Source organism: Bacteroides sp. D22 (assembly GCF_000163675.1).
In the GTDB taxonomy this organism is placed as follows: Bacteria; Bacteroidota; Bacteroidia; order Bacteroidales; family Bacteroidaceae; genus Bacteroides; species Bacteroides xylanisolvens.
The window spans coordinates 278,409-296,157 of the sequence record NZ_GG774795.1 but is presented as its reverse complement, the minus strand read 5'-3'; the positions used below and the strand labels follow the sequence as shown (position 1 = coordinate 296,157).

The window sequence follows — 17,749 nt, the reverse complement described above, 5'->3', positions numbered from 1 at the left end:
TAGCGTGAGTATTACTCCTTGTCAGAATGTCTGGAAACGGCAATTTTATAGCATTTCTGATAAAGGTTTTACCAATCGAATAAATCGATATATTTGTCGAATTCAGGTTTGTTTTCGATACCATGTTTTAGAAAGACGGCGGTAATCTGCTTTTGTTCGTCAGGATGTAGCATCCGTTCTTTGTTGCGGATGCGGTAAAACATACTGCGCCCCATCAAAGAATATAATTCTTTGCGGATGGTGATAGCCGTAGAATATGGTATGTTGTCCAATATATGGTCAATTCCGCATGCAAAGCGTGAAGTGCAGTATGGATTGAAAAATCTGCAGTTATTCTCGTTTCCTATTATGTGGTTGGGATTGACTGTTCGGAAATCAGGAACATTTTGCGGTATACAGAGTGTCGCTTGATGGCGTAGGCATTCATTGCGGCGCGGACATTTGTTGTGGGTGCAGTATAGATAATTCTTAGGAATGTCATTAAAGTCAATTTTTTGGTTCATGATTCTCAATGCTTTTATAGTTTGTTGTTGTTTTCATATTCTGTTTACTGGTGGCAAACTTACTCAAAATCTCCGGAATAGACGAATGAAAATGGAAGAAATGGTATGCTGCACCAAGCTATTAATGAATACTAAGAGACGTAGACAAACAGAACAGAGTTGCTAGATAAATTACTGTTTTAAAATAAAGAGTTATGCTTGCCGTTTTCTATGTCTGCAATAATGCTATTTATAGTGGCTAATAGAGGTGGAATTCCTATTTTTATGGTATTGAATATTGCTTCGGGGTCGATAGCAGCATATTCATGGGATAATATATTGCGTAAGCCTATAATTCGTTTCCAAGGAATTTCTTTATAATTTTCGACTAGCAATGCTTCTTCTGTAAGATTGTCTATTTGCCTCACTGTTTCTCCTATTGTTTGAAGGCACATGCAAGTAGAATTAAATAGGACCATGGCAGAGTCAGAGATTAAAAAGTCATGGTATGAATTTAGATGTTTCGTTGTTCTTTCTATAAAAGAGCTTTGTTCTTCAACGAAATGCAGCATGCCTACTATTTTTTCTTTAGATATAGATCGCATCTTCTTCTAAACTTTTCTTGAAAAAATTGCGCATGATAGCCCCTAGTGAGATGATGTCCACTTTTGTACGGAATATTTTTTCTAAATCTTCCTTTATGTCCTGTATCGTAAAATAGTTAGGCTCTTGTAATTTTATACAAATATCAATATCACTTGTTTCATCATGCTCTCCTCTGGCGGCAGAGCCAAACAACCCTAAAGTGATTATTCCGTATTTCTCAGCATAGTGTGCTTTGAAATCACGTAATATATCAAGTATCTCAGCAGTTGTTTTCATTTTCTATTTATATTCTGTTTATAGGAACAAAGGTAGCAATAATTTTGATATAAAGAAAAGTTAGAGACTATAACTTGACCTGATTTGTAGTATGTTAGAAAATAGTGACAAGCGATAAAGAATCCTGTGTCCTTGATTTTTCCTAAACATTTATGACTCTCTCTTGTTATTTTCCGAAAAGTATTTGTACCTTATGTCATTGGAACGTAGCACGCCTTTGTGGTGTGCGATTGTGCGTTTCCTCGGCTAACAGAAAAATGTAGCGATTTTTTTATACGTGCCGGGAAGACATTACAAATGTATAATTCTATACTTAAAGGGCTGAAATTGAAGAAAGATATATTGGCTACTTATCGAAAGCGTGCTATCGATGCTCGTTTTTTATCCTTGGCAGACAATAATAAGAATATAAATGTTGGGCAGGAAGAGTGGATACTTCAATTGCCTGTTTGTAAAGTAGCTGATACTCGGCTGGCTAATGTCTTGTATAATCAAGATGTTCGAACGGTAAAGGACTTATTGGAAATCGTATCGGGAAGAGGTTGGAAAAGTCTGTTGAGAATAGAAGGAGTAGGAAAAACTTCCTACTATCATTTATTATCCAAACTTCAGATGATAGGTGTTGTGGATGAAAGTCTGGACAGGATTCTTGCCGGACATTCTGTTGGTCAGTTTGATAATAAATGACGGTAGGACATAATGATAAAGGGAGATGATATCACATCAATGGTAAGTACATGACAATTTATATAATTCGCTTCCTGCCAATAAGAAAGCGCCTACGCCATATACATCTGTTGCATCGAATCCGGCAGCTTTGGGTGCGGCACCAACAGGTTGTATATATCCCAACTTTCCATCAGAATGAACAGCTTTTACTAATGATTGCCAACCTTTTTCAAGAACCGGCTTGTAAGTTCGTTGAGGCAGGTAACCATTGCGAATTCCCCAAGCAATACCAAAACACATAAAGGCGGAACAACTATTCTCTGGCATTTTGTATGAATCAGGATCTAGTAAGCTGGTACGCCAATCCCCGTCTTTGCATTGAGTCTTGCGAACTGCTTCTGCCATTTCTGTAAATAACCGGATATAGTAGTTACGTGAAGGGCAGTTGAGAGGTAGATTATCGATAATGAGAGGAAGGCCGGCAAATACCCAACCATTGCCTCTTCCCCAGAATTGTTTACTACCATTTTTTTCACGGAGAGGAATTCGTTTATTGTCTCTATAAAAGAGATGATCTTCTTTGTCGTATAGTGAATCTACACATTCTTTATATTCACTGTCCATATAATTTAGATAGATTTTATCTCCGGTTATTGTATATAGAGCCGCATAAACCGGAGGTGCCATAAACAAGGCATCCGACCATGACCAGCGTTCCGTTGTTCCTATAGCATCCGTTTTTTGTAATGTAGCTTTTGAAGGATGGGAAGCTACGTAATAAGCCCGTTCCATTACAGGTTGTAGCATACGTTTGTCATCAAATCTGCGGTACATCTCGATGAATGCTTGCCCCACACAAATATCATCGGCATGATATACACGGTCCCACATATTCCACTTATGCTTTTCGCCGATAGTACGGACAAAGTCATAGCAAGATTGATTTCCCGAGACTTTTCCCCATTCTGTCATTCCACGATACAGAGCGCCGTTTGTCCAGTCCAGTGGATTATGTTTTACTTCGTTGTGATGGGTAATTTGCCACTCGGATACGGCATTACAAACTTTGGTAATATCTTCTTTCTCCATCTTTGATGAAAAAAGTTGTTGAGCATTCAGGCTACAACTTATTGATACTAAAAATAAGGAGAGAATCTTTTTCATATATAATCTGTTTTAGAGGGTTTTATAGTTTTATGGCCTTGTCCAGTTTTACATTGGGATTACCTGACCATATTTTTTTTCCTGTCCATTCCTCATAAGGGGCACTCCAGAATTCATCGGTGACCGGAAGCCCTAATGCTGTGAATACAGTAGAGCATAAATACAGGCTGCCGGTAGAAATGTATCTTTCAGCTATTTGTGGTTGATGTCCTGCAAACCCTAAAGTCAGCCATCCATGTTCGTCGAAATTCCCTTTTATAGCCATGTGCCTTTTTATAACAGCAGTTAGGCCGCATCGGACTTGTGACTTGGTAATGGTAGTTGGTAGCAAATCTTTTAGAGCTGCTGTTGAAAGTACATGGAACGTTCCAAAACGGTATGCTATAGAACGGCCGATTACAGGGTATGCTCCATCCGGAGAAATCATTCTTTCTTGTTGTTCGGCATATCTGGAGAAACGTAGCTGTTCTTTTTTATAAAAGTCGGTTTCGCCTTTGTTATGTTTCTGCATGATTTCCAGAATATCCAGGAGCATTGGATGAATGACAAAACTGTTATAATAATCCATATGTAAGTTTATTCCGTCACCATACCAACTATCGCCTTTATACCACTCTTTGAACCGCATAATGGCATACTCTATGGGATGCATATTACATTTACCAGTCAATTCCAGCAGGGTAGCTTCAACCATAGCAGAAAAGAGTAACCAGTTACTTTCTACCGGCTTAATCTTACTTACTTGTTGTAAAGCGTTCAGGATATTCTTTTGGGTTTCAGCTGATAGTTTACTCCATATTTGTTTCGGGGAACGCAGCAGTCCTTGGCAAAAGAACGCAGTATCTACCAGAGGTTGCCGGGTGACTGTAAAATTCAGATAATCCGGAGATTGGGGATTGAATCCGTGATTGATGGACTCAGTCATCAGGCGGATATATTTCTCACGTATTTGTCCTTCTTGTGTATTGTCCGGGCCGAGTTCCAGCCAAGGAGCCATTCCTACAAACAAGCGTCCTAAAGCTTCCAGATGAGTGGTACGCGCATTGGATGGATTAGGCACACCGGAGATCGTTTCTACAGGCATGTTCTTCTTTAGTTCTCCCTTACTCATGCTATTTAATAATGGGTCGGCAATTTGAGATAATATGTTGACCCAATAGTTCCTGTCTTCCTGCCCTGAAGTTGTTTGTGAATAACCTGTGAGATTAAACATCAGAAAGGCAACAATTAAAATACTATATCTCATGATTTTATTTTATGGTTTAATAAACTTGTCTATTGGGAAATCTATACCGCCAAATGCTTTTATACTTGTCCATGGTTCAACTGGATTACACCAAAAAGGGTCATTGGCAGGGAGTCCTAAGGGCAGGAAGCCTAATGAGCACAGATAAACGCAAGGAGTAGACAGATAAATATCTCCTAGTTCCGGTTGTTCACCACAAACTCCGATCGTCAGCCAACCTTCTTTATCGAAAGTTCCCGGTTGTTCAAAAAGACGCTTAAGCATGGCTGTCATGGCTCCACGTACTTGTCCGGGCTTCAATGATTCCGGAAGTTTTCCGAATAAGGCGCATGCTCCCAAAACTTGGAATGCTGCTGAACGGTAACTGACAGAACGGCCTAGTACCGGATAGCTGCCATCGGGAGCTATCATGCGCTCTTGAATTTCGGCATAACGAATAAATCGTATCCATTCTTCATTCAGAAATGACTGGAAGGACGGCCTCTGTTTTACTGTCACTTTCAGGATTTGCAGTAACATAGGATGGATAACATAGCTATTATAATAATCTAAATGAAAATCTGCCCCATCTCCATAAACGCCATCTCCTTTATACCATTCTCTATGAGAAGTCAAGGCTCTTTCTACTGTCGGAAAATTCCATTCTCCGGAAAATTCTTTTAATCCGCACTCCACCATGGCAGAAAATAACAACCAATTGTTATTTCCCGGTTTCATCGTACGGGTCGATTTCCACTGTTCAATGAGTCTTTTGCGGGTGGTGTCATCCAGATTTCCCCATAACTGTGTAGGTGCTTGCAATAATCCTTGTATTAAGAATGCACTGTTTACTAATATCTGACGGGTAGCTGTGCTGTTGAAATAATCATTAGATTCCGGGTTTACAGAGTTTGCCAGCGCCTTGCACGTCATTTTAATATATTTTTCACGTAGCTTGCCTTCTGGAGTATTGTCCGGTCCGAGTTCCAACCACGGTGCTATTCCTGCGATGGTTCTGCCTACAGCTTCCATGTGAGTGATAAACTCCCGACTGCTGGCTAAAGCTGATGACGAACGCCCGACAGGAATATTTTTTTTCAGTTGGTCTTTGCTAAGATTGCTTATCACCGGATCAGCTATTTTTACGAGTGTCTGAATCCAATATTGTCTGTCATTATTAAGAGTATCACGTATTTGTGAATATGGCATAGTAGAAGTTGATTGATACTTCTTCATCACTTCCTGCAGCTCTTTTACTTTGTTCAGATATTGTAGATGAAGGTTATTCGATTCTCCGATATCTTGTTTTAGATTAAACAATTCGGGGACATCTCCTTTTTTGAACTTACTATTACCTGTTTTAGGCAAATAGACCCAATCACCTTTGCGTATACCGTGAACTTCACCACCTTTTATATAAACATATTCGTCACGTAACCGTAGAGAAGGATTTTTGAGAAAGGATGAAATATTTATACCGTCAATCTTTTGTTTGAAAGATTGGCAACCTGCATAGTGCATGATTGTAGGGAAAAGGTCGATGCTGGCAACTATTGCGTCACTAGTTACACCGGCAGGTATACTCCCTTTCCAACGGATGATACAAGGAACTCTGACGCCTCCTTCATAATAAGAGAACTTACCGCCTCGTAAGGGCTCAGCGGAACCTCCGTCTTCTTTGAAAGACAACCACGGTCCGTTATCCGATGCGAAAATAACTAAAGTGTTTTCTGCTAATTTCTTTTTGTCAAGGTAATCGAGTAAACGGCCTACATTCCAATCAATTTCTTCTACAACATCACCGTAGAGTCCTCGTTTGCTTTTACCTTTAAATTGCTCGGAGGCAAATAACGGTACATGAGGCATTGATGGGGTGATATAGACGAAGAAAGGTTGCTCCGGATTATTTTCTATAAAATCTATGGCATGATCAAAATAACGTCGGGTGGTAGTAGACTGGTCGCAGGGATACTCAATAATTTTATCTCCTTCAAATAGTGGAGAAGCGTTGTTCAACCTTTTTTTTATATCTGCTCTACTGGAAGTTCTCACAAATTCCTGGTCTTCTTTCGCTTTTGACAAATTATATCCTTCTCTGAAGGTTACATTGGAAGCAAATTGCTGGGAAGGGCCGATATACATATCATTACTGTATGGTATCCCATAGTAGTAGTCAAATCCTTGATCTGTGGGTAAATGTCCCTTTAAATCACCTAAATGCCATTTGCCAAAGCAACCGGTTGTGTAACCTTGCTCTTTCAATGCTTCGGCTAAAGTGATTTCTTCCGAAGGCATGCCTTCAGATTCGGGAAAAAATACCCCTTTTACTCCATTCCGTGTATTTAATCTACCGGTCAGAAGTCCCGCACGTGAAGCACTTGATACGGAAGATGATACGTAAAAGTCTGTCAACTTTATGCCTTCCTTTGCCATACGGTCAATAAAGGGTGTCTGTATCAATGGCGAACCATAACAACCAAGATCCTGGTAACCCTGATCGTCTGTGAAGATAATCACAACATTAGGTTTCTGCCGGGCTTGCAATAGCCCGGCAGAAAAGAGTAGGGGATAAATAAGCAGTTTCTTGTCCATATCTTTTTATTCAGAGATAACGATGCCTTCTGTAATTCCACTGTCATTATAGCTGTCAACTCGGTAATGATACTGTACGCCTTTGGTAAGAATGTGGAGCTGTAAATCGGTCGTTTCTTTATCTTTGACCTGGATACATTGATTAAGAAAATCGGGCTGATAACCAAAGCGAACAAGATAACCATCAGCATCGGATACTTTATTCCAGCTAAGCGAAGCATATCTTTCATCGTCTTTGTTTCTTTTTACTGACAGTTCTTTAACTATTTCCGGTTTGTCCGAATAGCCGAAACCGAACACACGCAAATCCAATAAAGCAAACTTGCCCTCTTTGGGAGTATGGACATTCTCTATTTTAACAAAGGAAGTTTCTATCGGCTTGGGGAATTCAACATATTCATGTGGTATGGCAACCGTGTTCTTTGATTTATCCACTATTAGTTTCCAATCTCTTCCATTGTCGGATACGTACAGCTTATAAGCGTGATAATCTGTTTCTTTGGGAGCATCAGGGTTTATGTCTTGTTCAGCAAAGTTTATTTGAACGGAATTCATACGAATCTTCTTGCCTAAGTCCATTACGAAATATTCACCTGCTTTGCCACTTGTAGCCGACCACCAGGTACGAACATTTTCATCCACTGCCTTTTCCGGTTCAAAACCCAGTAATGAAGAAGACGCCGTACTCTTTTTATGATAGGATTGGAGCATCCAGCCAAAAGCGGAAATATCTTGAGGATTGAATCTTTTTTGAGGTAGTGACATGGGATAATCCCCTAAAACAGTATGGGTTCTCATTCTTCCTTTATCATCAAAAGAAACAGGGAATAAACCTATTCTTCTTTCAAATTCGTCATGATTACCTACCCACATGGAGGTGACTTGCCACCAATTTTCGTATTTGTCTTTAAATACACAACTATGTCCGGCTCCTCCGATAAAACCACCGACTTTTAGAGATACAGGATTATAAGGTTGTTCTACAAAACCACCATTTACACTATCACTTTCCAGAACCACATCACAATACCAATTGCAGATAGTACCTGGAGTGGCATATTGCAGGTAGTATTTATTTTGGTTCTTCACAATCCATGCACCTTCAGGACATGGTACTTTGGAAAATTTTCCCAGCCAGGCAGAGGCGTCAATTTCATCATACAACTCTCTACGTCCAAAATGATAGCCCGATTTGCACTGATTGATATCTGTTACATATTCCCGCAAGACCTTTTTTGAGCCTTCTATCTCTTTGAATGTGGTAGGATCTACTTCGAAGAAAGTAGTAGATTGGGTTCCACCTAAACCATAATAGAAAAAGAAGCGTCCATTGTCAATAAATAAACAAGGATCGGCCATCCGTCTTACTTCACCACATTTTTCCCATTTCCCATTTTCCGGATCGGATGAGCGAATGACATCTACCGTTTTCTTGGTACGGTCTCTGGTGAAATTAACGAAGTATACATAGTTTTCGTCGGCTGCCACGGCTGGTGCTACATAATGATCGACATCAAGAGCGGACGTCTTTACCTCCGGATTAAAGTATATATTCTTCCATGTGATTAAATCGTCAGATACGCGATAGCCACCAATGTCCATCGTGGTAAACAAGTAGTATTTGTTTTTAAACAATACGATAACAGGATCGGCTGCGGAACGGGCTTTCTTTTCTCTTGTCTGAAAGTTTCCCCAACCATAATCCAGATTCATTGGATTACAGAAGGTAGTTTGTTTTTCAGCAGGCTTGTTCACCGAGCAGGAAAACAAAGTAAGTGAAGCGAATAAAATAGATAATATATTTCTCATATACAGTACTAAGATTAATAAATACTCTGTTTCATTTTATAACTGAAATATTTTCAGTTATTCTTTTAATATCTTTCATCAACAAGTGTTGCAAGCGTCTTTTTGTTGTTGCATAAGCAGAGTCTGCACTTTTATCTGACATCTCACCCGGATCAATCGAAATGTCCATCAAACTCTCTTTTTTGTTGCCACGTGTGAAAGTTGTATACTTGTAACGCCCGTCATTAATTTGATAACCAGAACTGGACTCTATAATAATATAATCACGATCAATTTTATTGGCTTCTCTTGTCAAAATTGGCTTTAATGATTTGCCGGACAAATTTTCGGGTATAGGAATCCCAGCTAAATCACAAATCGTAGGCACTAGATCTATTCCGCACGTCAAGTTTATTGAGTCCACTATATTTTTTTTCACTTTCGGACCCGAAATAATAAGTGGAGTACGGGTAGCCTCTTCCAATAACTGACTTTTAAATACAAGACCATGTGATTGGTTCATTTCTCCGTGGTCTGAAGTGAATACAACTATTGTATTATCTGCTAGACCAGATTCTTCCAGTGCAGCAAGAACTCGTCCGATTTGTTGCTCTACATCTTCTACGAGTCGGCAATACATCCAACGGTAGAAGGCCCATTGTTCCTCTGTCCAATTTCGGGAACCGGAGCCAATTTCCTTTATTTCAGCATATGCTCCGTTAGGTTCTGTATTACCCGGCACAGGGGGAACTTGCGAATGATATTCTTCATCACTTAATGTTTTACGCAATTCTATATACTTTTGTGTAGCAGCTATTTGATGAGGGCGCAACTTGTTTGGAAATCTGGGATCAAAACCAGCACCATAACAAATATCATGTGGATTCATAAATGATAGATATAGAAAGAACGGTTCATCTGCTTTGGGATTATAGTTCATAAAAAACTTTTTAGCAAAGTTTGCTGGACCTGCATTGTAATCAGTTCCATTTTGCGTAAATCCATAATCTTCGATATTTGTCTTTCCACAATAGAAGCCTGCATATCCGGAATAAAGTGTTTTATATCCGGCATTACGAAAGATATTTCCTATAGAGTTTTTTCGTGCAGCAGGCAATACGGCCAAAGTATCTGGTTGGGTAGAATTATTTGTATATCCAATTTCACCGGCAAAACGTCCTGTTACCATTGCAAAACGTGATGGCATGGAGACTGGATTTGCACAGTAATTACGTTCAAAACGAACTCCATTATTGGCTAGGCGATCTAATGAAGGGGTATTAACATAATGGTTACCTACACAACTTAACATATCGTACCTTTGTTGATCGGTCATTATAAAAAGAATATTCGGCTTCTTATATTCTTTTGCTTGTGTATAAGAAGTAAGAAACAATACACTGACCTCACATAGTAATATACCTGCTACTTTTATCATAAGTGTTTAAATTTTCTCTTCTATTTTTTTAAAGCTTTATCTACGTCCAAATCAACACCGGCCCAGCCTTTTTTACAGGTCCAATCTGCAGAAGGAGAAGACCAAAACTCGTCAGACTCCGGTAAACCAAGAGCGATAAATACGGCTGTACATAGATACAGACTGCCTGTCGATATGTATGTCTCACCGATATGGGGTTGATATCCGGCAAAACCTACTCGTAGCCAGCCTTCAGGATTAAATGTTCCGGGTGCATTAACCTGACGATTGATGATAGCGGATAAAGCGGATCTTACTTGAGCCGGCTTTACCCTTTCAGGAAGCAGTTTTCTGTAGGCAACATCAGACAATGCATGAAAAGCACCGAATCGATAAGCCAATGAACGACCTACTATTGGAAATGTACCTTCGGGTGATATCAGTCTTTCTTGTTGTTCGGCATAGCGTGCATAACGTTCGAGTTCAAGGTCATAAGGTATAGAGCTTTCTATACCGTTTTTTTTCATTATTTCCAAAACTTCGACCATCATGGGATGTATGACGAAGCTATTGTAATAATCCAGGTGAAAATCAGCGCCATCACCATACCAACCGTCCCCTTTATACCATTGTGCAAAACGATCGCAAGCGTATTTTACACGCTCATATTCCCATTCACCGGTAAATTCTTTCAAGGCAGCCTCCACCATTGCTGAGAAAAATAACCAATTGGTTTCAGAAGGCTTTATCACTCTCGATGATTTAAGTTCCTTAATGACTCGTTCTTGAGTCGTTTTATCAAGTTTGTCCCATAATTGCGTGCGTGCTCTTAGCAAGCCGTGAGCAAGAAATGCAGCATCGACTAATGGTTGGCGTCCGTTATTGAAGTTCAGATAATCAGGAGATTGTGGATTTACTCCATTAGAAATGGATTTCAAAGCTAAATCAATATATTCAGCACGTAGTTTGCCTTCTATTGTATTGTCTGGTCCTAATTCCAGCCATGTTGAGATCCCGGTAATTAATCTTCCTAAAGCCTCCAAATGCGTAACTTCTTTTCTTTTTTGCATATCAGCAGCGATAGATTCAACCGGCATATTCTTCCGAAGTTCCCCTTTTGCCATATTCGTTAACAGCGGGTAAGAAATGCGATGGAGTGAACTTAACCAGAGAGAACGGTCCGAATTCTCCGAAAAAGCTGTTATTGTTTCAACTACCGGACGATTTTCCAGTAGTTTTTTATATCTGATTAATGCCTCTATAAAATAATAGTCTGCATAAGTCAGAGGGGCATCAATTTCATATTGTTTAGCCATGAAGCCCGTACAATGTTTGATAATATAATGGTTATTATCACCTACTTTTTTTGCGCGATAAGCAGGAGAAGCTAACGATTTTATCTGTTGTTCGGCTATTGTGAGGAACTGTTTGCTTAGTTCCCCTTCTACATAAGTGCTCAATTCTACATAGGCTGATGCCATGATGGCACCAGCAGAGGCATCACGGTCTTCTTTGGGAATATTGGGAGCATCGAAATCCCAATAAGGAATCTTATCCTTAGGCAGACGCGGATGATTCATAATGAACTTACCAATCTTAATAGCGTGGTCCAAATACTCCTTTTTACCAGTCTGCCGATACATCATTGTAAAGCCATATAATCCCCATGCTTGTCCACGTGACCAAGAAGATTGATTGTTTACTCCTTGGTGTGTCACCTGATTCAGAACTTTTCCCGTAATCGTGTCATAGCTTACCACGTGGTATGAACTTCCATCAGGGCGGAAATGATTAATCATTGTCCGGTCTGCATGCGATTTGGCCATATTATAATAGGTGTTGTCTCCGGTTAGGGAAGAGGCTACGTTGAGTAGTTCCAAATTCATCATATTATCAATGATAACAGAGAATTGCCATTTTTTACTATTCCAGGAACGGGTGCATCCTGTTACCGGATGAAAACGGGTCGACAATGATTTTGCAGCAGTCTCTATTACTTTCCTATATGTTTCATTGTGCGTGAGACGATATCCATTTCCAAAGCTGCAATTGATGATAAAACCAACATCATGGTTACTGGTTGTATATTTCTGTTTTTCTACACGTGAAGTCATCTCTTCTGCGGCAGCCCTTATCTGCGGGTCATTACTATATTCGTAACAATACCAAAGGGTACCCGGATAAAAGCCACTTGTCCACCAGGCAGATTCGCATGTAATCATCTTGCCATTTTCCGCTGTTCTCGGAAGTATGCCTTTTTGATCTTTCATCTCATAGAACATGGACATTGATTGTTTGACAGAAAAATCAAGAGCGTCATCAATGACTTTCTTCATGCCCTTTGTCACTGTCTCTGCCGCACAGGTAAAACTGGCTAGCAGAGTCAGACTTATAATTAATATTTTCTTTCTATTTTTCATTACCATCACTTTAAAGGATTTATACTTGTTCCTTTTATTATAAACTTATTCTATTTGTCGAAATACTCAATTAGATTATAGACATTGTAATTCACTTCCTGCATAAACTTGCCCAAGTAAGGATACATCTCATAATGATTGTCATACACTCCTTTATTAGCCGGTTTTCCGCTGTTATCTGTACCGTCGTCATCCTGATACTTGAACCAATGCCATCCCACGCAATTTTTTGCTTCAAGCAATCCCAGCGTAAAATGTTGATAAGCATATGCGCGATCGTTCTGAGTCGGAACCGTGAATCCGGCTCCTGATAGATTATTCAAATCGGAATCTTGTCCTTTTGTATAAAATTCGGTAACTAGGAATGGGGCATCTGTCCATTCTCCCCAATTTTTAACATATGAGTCCAGTTCCGGGCTCCAACGACTGTAGTAATTGATGGATATGATGTCACAGTATTTACCTGCGGCGGCCACTACATCTTTCATATATTTGGGAGTACCGTGCAGGCGTGTACCTAGATACATCATGTCCGGGTCAGCTTCCTTAATGGCATCCTTTACTCCTTTATAGTAAATTTCGGCTAACCGACCTGCAAATTCACTGTTCAGGTTATCAGTCACCCCCGTTGCCCCTTTCTCATCCATAAATTTCTTTGCTGCTAGATAGGCTACGTCAGTTTTATCTGTAAGTGCCAGAAAACGGTCTAAAATTCTGGAATTCTGTGATGAGAAGTTGATTTCATTGTCTGAGAAGAAACCCAATACGTTGGCATCATGCAAGTAAGGAGCTAAAGACGTATTTACATATTTCTTACAAAAGTCTGCCCAGTCATCATAAAGTACCAGTCCCAATTCATTATCCGAAGTGTTGCCTGGATAAGTATGACCATTTTGCGACCTGAATTGTCCTAAAAATCCGAATGAAGGAGTCAACGTTAACGGAGAATTAGGAATGGAAGAATTATGAGTTTGAATCTTTCCATATGTATTCGTGCAAAAGGCTCCTGTACCGTGAAAACCGATACTAGCCAATTCGGCTTGTGATGTTGCTATCCATTTGGCGTCAGTGCCAAAACGTTTGTTCCATGCTTCCTTATTGCGTGCCGAAGAACCGTAACGCATGGAAGTGACACTTCTCTCATAATGTGGATAACCTTCAGGGTCGATAATCCACCAACGACCGTTCACCTTTTTTACATAAAAACGCCCTGTGGCCTGTTGTTTGGTTCCTGAAATGAAACTGCCATACTTATTTGTAATGGCTTTGTAGTCACTTTCAGATTTAATGGTAGGTTTGTATTCTCCCATGTATGCGACAATACGGGTATTACTCTCCGTCCATTTAGTCACTGGTGGAAATTCATTGGAATACTTAACTTTTATCGGACGATAAGGTTTGCCTAAGAGTGAAGGACTATAAGGCTGCATTTCTCCGGGAGTCGGTAACCCTTCAATGATGTCATTGTTACCTGTGTCGTCAGTAATAACAACATCCGGCGGCATAAAATTAGGATCTTTCACTACATAATCCGTACACGAAGCGAGTATAATAGCATGGCAAACTAACAATGCTTTGATATAGAATGAATAAACTTTCATAATTGTCTTCTTTAAGGGATTTTACTTGGAAATTTTTCGAATACAACGTACATATCGTGCAGGAGATTTGGCATATTTGGCACCAGTCAAACCGGGATTCCACTGTCCGAAACGTACATAGAATACTTTTGAAGCATCATCTGCTTCCGTACTGGTGAAATAGCTGTCACCAGCGGTATTGTCAGCCTTTACATTCATAACATCACCTCCATTATCAGTGAGGATTTTATCCCAGGCTGCCCGAGCGTCTTTTTCTTCCTGTTTGATAGCATCAGGCTTCAGCCCGCTACTTTGTGAAGGCCCGCCGTTATATGCATTAAATACCGCTTCCATTTCATTTCTTGCAGGTAGATACCAACCGTCTTTACAATATTCCAGAATCGGAATATTAGCAGCTATGCCACTCTCTCTCATCTTTTGAGTATTAGCTTCACCATCTTCCTGATCTGTTAAACCTAATGCGTCTGTAAATCCTTCGTTAGCCCAATTTATGGCAGTGGCACTACGCTTTAAAGACAGAATTTTAGCATTGTTACCCTCTACCCAAAATACGATACCGCCTTCAGCCAGTTCTGTACCACCATCCATTTTTACAAAATCTCCTATTTGAAAAGCAGCAACTTCCGTCTGTTCTTTCTGTTGTCTTATGGTTACTGTCGCTGTAGCTTGAGCATCGCCGTTGCCGGCTGTTATTGTTACGATGGCTGTACGAGCTTCGTCGCCGTCATTCTTAGACAAAGCTGTAAATTCAATTTTATCTCCATTCTGTTCTGCAGAAAGCCATGTATTGCCGTTACCTTCAATGACGTATGCAAACGACGGTTTGTTTGTACTAACTGTGACATCTGCTGTAGCCCCTTCTTCACTTGTCAGTTCTATCTGCATTGGTGAAACAGATAAGGTCGCTGGTTCTTCGGGGAATTTATAGTCACCGATTATTTTCATGGCACGTACAAAACGGCTTGTACCTGTCTTGGCACCATAATCCATTCCATATTTTCCAAAACGTACATAGCGTGCTTTCTGTCCGTCTTCGTTTTCCGTACTCGACCAGTAACTTTCTCCGTTACCGTTTTCTGCGGCTGCGTTTATTACTGCTCCTCCAAGGTCGGTTAAATTTTTATCGAATGTAGCACGGGAAGCCTTTTCTGCATCACTGATTTGATTTGGGGTAGCATTTGTAAATCCATTGTCGCGTGCTATTCCGTTATAGATATCAAACAAATGTCCTAATTCTTCAGATGCAGGCAGATACCATCCCTCTCCCAGATTTGTGCATAGAGCAGCTGCGTCATTGTTGCCGGCATCAGTATACAGAGCTGTATTTTCGATACCATTTATCGTGGAGAAAGCATTGTGCAATTTAATGGATGCTTCAAACGGATTACCGCCCCAACGTTCTAGTGAAATGGCCTTACCTGCTTCTTGATTATCCGGATCAACCCAGAATATCATTCCAAGGCCATCTTCCGTTAATTGTCCGACTTTTAATGTCTTCACTTCCGACTCGTCTTTCGCTAACTGGTTAACCGTCACCTCCATAGAGAATTCTCCGGCATTTAACTTAACGGTGGCAGAGCGCACTTCACCGGTTTCGTTAGTCGTAAGGGCTGTATAGATGATACGTTGTTTATTGGCATCTACCGAGAGCCAGCTGGCATTGTAGTCAGCTGTCACTTCATTTGCTGTAGTGGATATTACCACTGTTTTTGAGGAACCTTCATTTTTGTAGAGTTCAACCTCTGTTCCGCTATTATTAAATTCAGGCATGATTCTTACTTCACCATACTCTTTACAAGAAGTTAATACCATACCCAGAATCAATGAAATCAATGTTAGTCTTTTCATACTACGATTCTTTTACAGATTTATAAATTAAAATCAGTTTCTTTTTATTTCCAAGGATCACTTTGCGGAAAGACATTAGTTCCCATCAAGTCAATCTGCGTTTGTGGAATAGGCCATGTTTCATGTTTGCCTATTACAAAGTTCTGGCGGCATTCGGCATAATCTTTGTCCAGATATGGGTCTTCCAGCATAAGGTCACCTCCATGTTGACGAACGCGTTCGCCCAAAATACCAAGGCGTTTTAACAATGACCAGCGTACTCCTTCGAAGTGTAGTTCGCGGGCATATTCATCCAGGAGCATATTGAGGGTTAATGGACCGTTTTCGTGAGTATTACCTGCTCTTTCCCAAGTTTTGTTGTAGTATTCTATAGCTTTGGGACTGTCGCCACCATCACGATGGAAATAGGCTTCACTACACATTAAATATGTTTCGGCTAAGCGATAAACAATCAGGTCTTTGAAACTGCTGGTGCGGTCAGGTTGTGTCGCGTTGGTCCATTGGTCAAAGTGTTTCTTTGACATCGGGTGCAGTCTTTCCATATAACCTGCCGCCTTACCATATAAATCTTTAGGGATTTCCTGCCCATAATTAGGTTTACTTTGGTCATTATAGTAAAAAGTATGGATGAAAAGATCTTTATAACGATTGTCTTTTTCTTTATCATATAGACTGAACAAATAGGTGTTTGGATAAACACGTCCCCATCCATATCCTCCTTGGGCAGCTTCAAATGTACAATCCGGATTAGCTTGGGAACGGGTAGTGGTAATAATTGCGGCACGGTGTCCCATCAATGGGGTACCGGTTCCGCCTCCACCCATATTTTCAGAGAACTGATAAGACCATAAAACTTCGGCGGAACGCATGTCCGCACTGTTGAATACATCCCCTGTTTTGGACATCATAGAGTACATTGTTCCATCTCTGAATATATCCTCGCACTCTTCAATTGCCTTGTCATAGTCTTTTTCCCACATGGCCACTTGTGCTCTCACGTGTTTGGCTGTAGCTTTGGTAACACGACCATAGTCATTATTGGGTATTCCCCATTCGAGTGCATTGACAGCATCATCCAAATCTGTCTTGATCTGAGTAAATATCTGTTCTGTGGAAACCGGATGAAAATCACGTTCCAAATTATCTACTGTAGTAGGAATTGTATTCAGATAGAGACGTTCAAAACGTTTCCATAGTTCAAAATATGCACGTCCACGGAAGAATTTAGCTTCACCCCATGCGCGGGTAGTCACAGGATCGTCAAATCCCAGCTGTTCTGCTCCGGTGATAATCTCATTGGCTTTGCCAATGATGAAATAATAGTGTTGCCAGAATGATTCTACATCACTGTTATTGGGCATGAAATTCTGTAGTTTTGCGATTGCGGTACTTGTTCCTGCGCGAAAAGCCATAATATCAGTGCTGTAATCACACATCGTTACTATATAGAGGTTGCTGCCACCGCTTCCGTCTCCTTTGGCTAATTCTCTGTCCAAGCTATACAATCCTATCGCTCCGCGATACAATCCGTCAGGGGAGGTGGTCAGATAATCAGTAGTAATATCTGTTTTTGATTTGAGGTTCAGGAAATCTTCACAAGAAGACAATAGCGTAATGGAAGATACTGCCAAAGCTGCTATATATAATTTATTTTTCATATT

The 17,749-nt window shown here is 40.2% G+C and carries 12 protein-coding genes and 2 pseudogenes; 1 reads left to right on the top strand and 13 read right to left on the bottom strand.

The window, feature by feature from the left end; all coding sequences use genetic code 11:
• Positions 1 to 68: 68 nt before the first annotated feature.
• The 3 genes from HMPREF0106_RS23130 to HMPREF0106_RS23140 form a co-directional block, all read right to left on the bottom strand.
• On the bottom strand, positions 69 to 503 hold the full coding sequence (locus HMPREF0106_RS23130) for a DUF6078 family protein (protein WP_008641052.1): 435 nt from the start codon (positions 501 to 503) through the stop codon (positions 69 to 71).
• Positions 504 to 682: 179 nt separating this feature from the next.
• Positions 683 to 1,087, bottom strand: a complete 405-nt coding sequence (locus HMPREF0106_RS23135; RefSeq protein ID WP_004313488.1) for a DUF86 domain-containing protein — start codon at positions 1,085 to 1,087, stop codon at positions 683 to 685.
• Positions 1,071 to 1,364: a nucleotidyltransferase family protein gene (locus HMPREF0106_RS23140; protein ID WP_004313487.1), complete on the bottom strand. Its 294-nt coding sequence runs from the start codon at positions 1,362 to 1,364 to the stop codon at positions 1,071 to 1,073. The genes HMPREF0106_RS23135 and HMPREF0106_RS23140 overlap by 17 nt, the downstream gene beginning before the upstream one ends.
• A 273-nt stretch (positions 1,365 to 1,637) precedes the next feature.
• On the opposite strand from HMPREF0106_RS23140, the pseudogene HMPREF0106_RS23145 reads away from it, so the two are divergent.
• Positions 1,638 to 2,051: pseudogene (locus tag HMPREF0106_RS23145) on the top strand (hypothetical protein); the annotation flags it as partial.
• A gap of 36 nt (positions 2,052 to 2,087) precedes the next feature.
• Here HMPREF0106_RS23145 and HMPREF0106_RS23150 read toward each other — a convergent pair.
• The 10 genes and pseudogenes from HMPREF0106_RS23150 to HMPREF0106_RS23195 form a co-directional block, all read right to left on the bottom strand.
• Positions 2,088 to 3,197 (bottom strand): glycoside hydrolase family 105 protein, encoded by a 1,110-nt coding sequence (locus tag HMPREF0106_RS23150; protein WP_008641054.1) that lies wholly within the window; start codon positions 3,195 to 3,197, stop codon positions 2,088 to 2,090.
• Between the two features lie 22 nt (positions 3,198 to 3,219).
• Positions 3,220 to 4,443 carry a DUF2264 domain-containing protein gene (locus tag HMPREF0106_RS23155; RefSeq protein ID WP_008641056.1) on the bottom strand — a complete coding sequence of 408 codons (1,224 nt, stop codon included), beginning with the start codon at positions 4,441 to 4,443 and terminating at the stop codon, positions 3,220 to 3,222.
• A gap of 9 nt (positions 4,444 to 4,452) precedes the next feature.
• Positions 4,453 to 5,631, bottom strand: coding sequence for a DUF2264 domain-containing protein (locus tag HMPREF0106_RS28400; RefSeq protein WP_009038800.1), 1,179 nt, complete (start codon positions 5,629 to 5,631; stop codon positions 4,453 to 4,455).
• A 33-nt stretch (positions 5,632 to 5,664) separates the two neighbouring features.
• Positions 5,665 to 7,014, bottom strand: a pseudogene (locus tag HMPREF0106_RS28395) (sulfatase); the annotation flags it as partial.
• Positions 7,015 to 7,020: 6 nt separating this feature from the next.
• On the bottom strand, positions 7,021 to 8,823 hold the full coding sequence (locus tag HMPREF0106_RS23170; protein WP_009038798.1) for a family 43 glycosylhydrolase: 1,803 nt from the start codon (positions 8,821 to 8,823) through the stop codon (positions 7,021 to 7,023).
• A gap of 31 nt (positions 8,824 to 8,854) precedes the next feature.
• Positions 8,855 to 10,240: a sulfatase gene (locus HMPREF0106_RS23175; RefSeq protein ID WP_009038797.1), complete on the bottom strand. Its 1,386-nt coding sequence runs from the start codon at positions 10,238 to 10,240 to the stop codon at positions 8,855 to 8,857.
• A gap of 20 nt (positions 10,241 to 10,260) precedes the next feature.
• Entirely contained in the window at positions 10,261 to 12,645 is a 2,385-nt protein-coding gene (locus HMPREF0106_RS23180) for a DUF2264 domain-containing protein (protein ID WP_032850949.1), read from the bottom strand.
• 44 nt (positions 12,646 to 12,689) lie between these two features.
• Positions 12,690 to 14,240, bottom strand: a complete 1,551-nt coding sequence (locus HMPREF0106_RS23185; protein WP_009038795.1) for a hypothetical protein — start codon at positions 14,238 to 14,240, stop codon at positions 12,690 to 12,692.
• A gap of 21 nt (positions 14,241 to 14,261) precedes the next feature.
• Positions 14,262 to 16,088 (bottom strand): BACON domain-containing protein, encoded by a 1,827-nt coding sequence (locus HMPREF0106_RS23190; RefSeq protein WP_009038794.1) that lies wholly within the window; start codon positions 16,086 to 16,088, stop codon positions 14,262 to 14,264.
• Between the two features lie 44 nt (positions 16,089 to 16,132).
• A complete protein-coding gene (locus tag HMPREF0106_RS23195; protein WP_008024937.1) occupies positions 16,133 to 17,746 on the bottom strand; it encodes a RagB/SusD family nutrient uptake outer membrane protein in 1,614 nt (537 codons plus the stop codon).
• Between the last annotated feature and the right edge of the window lie 3 nt (positions 17,747 to 17,749).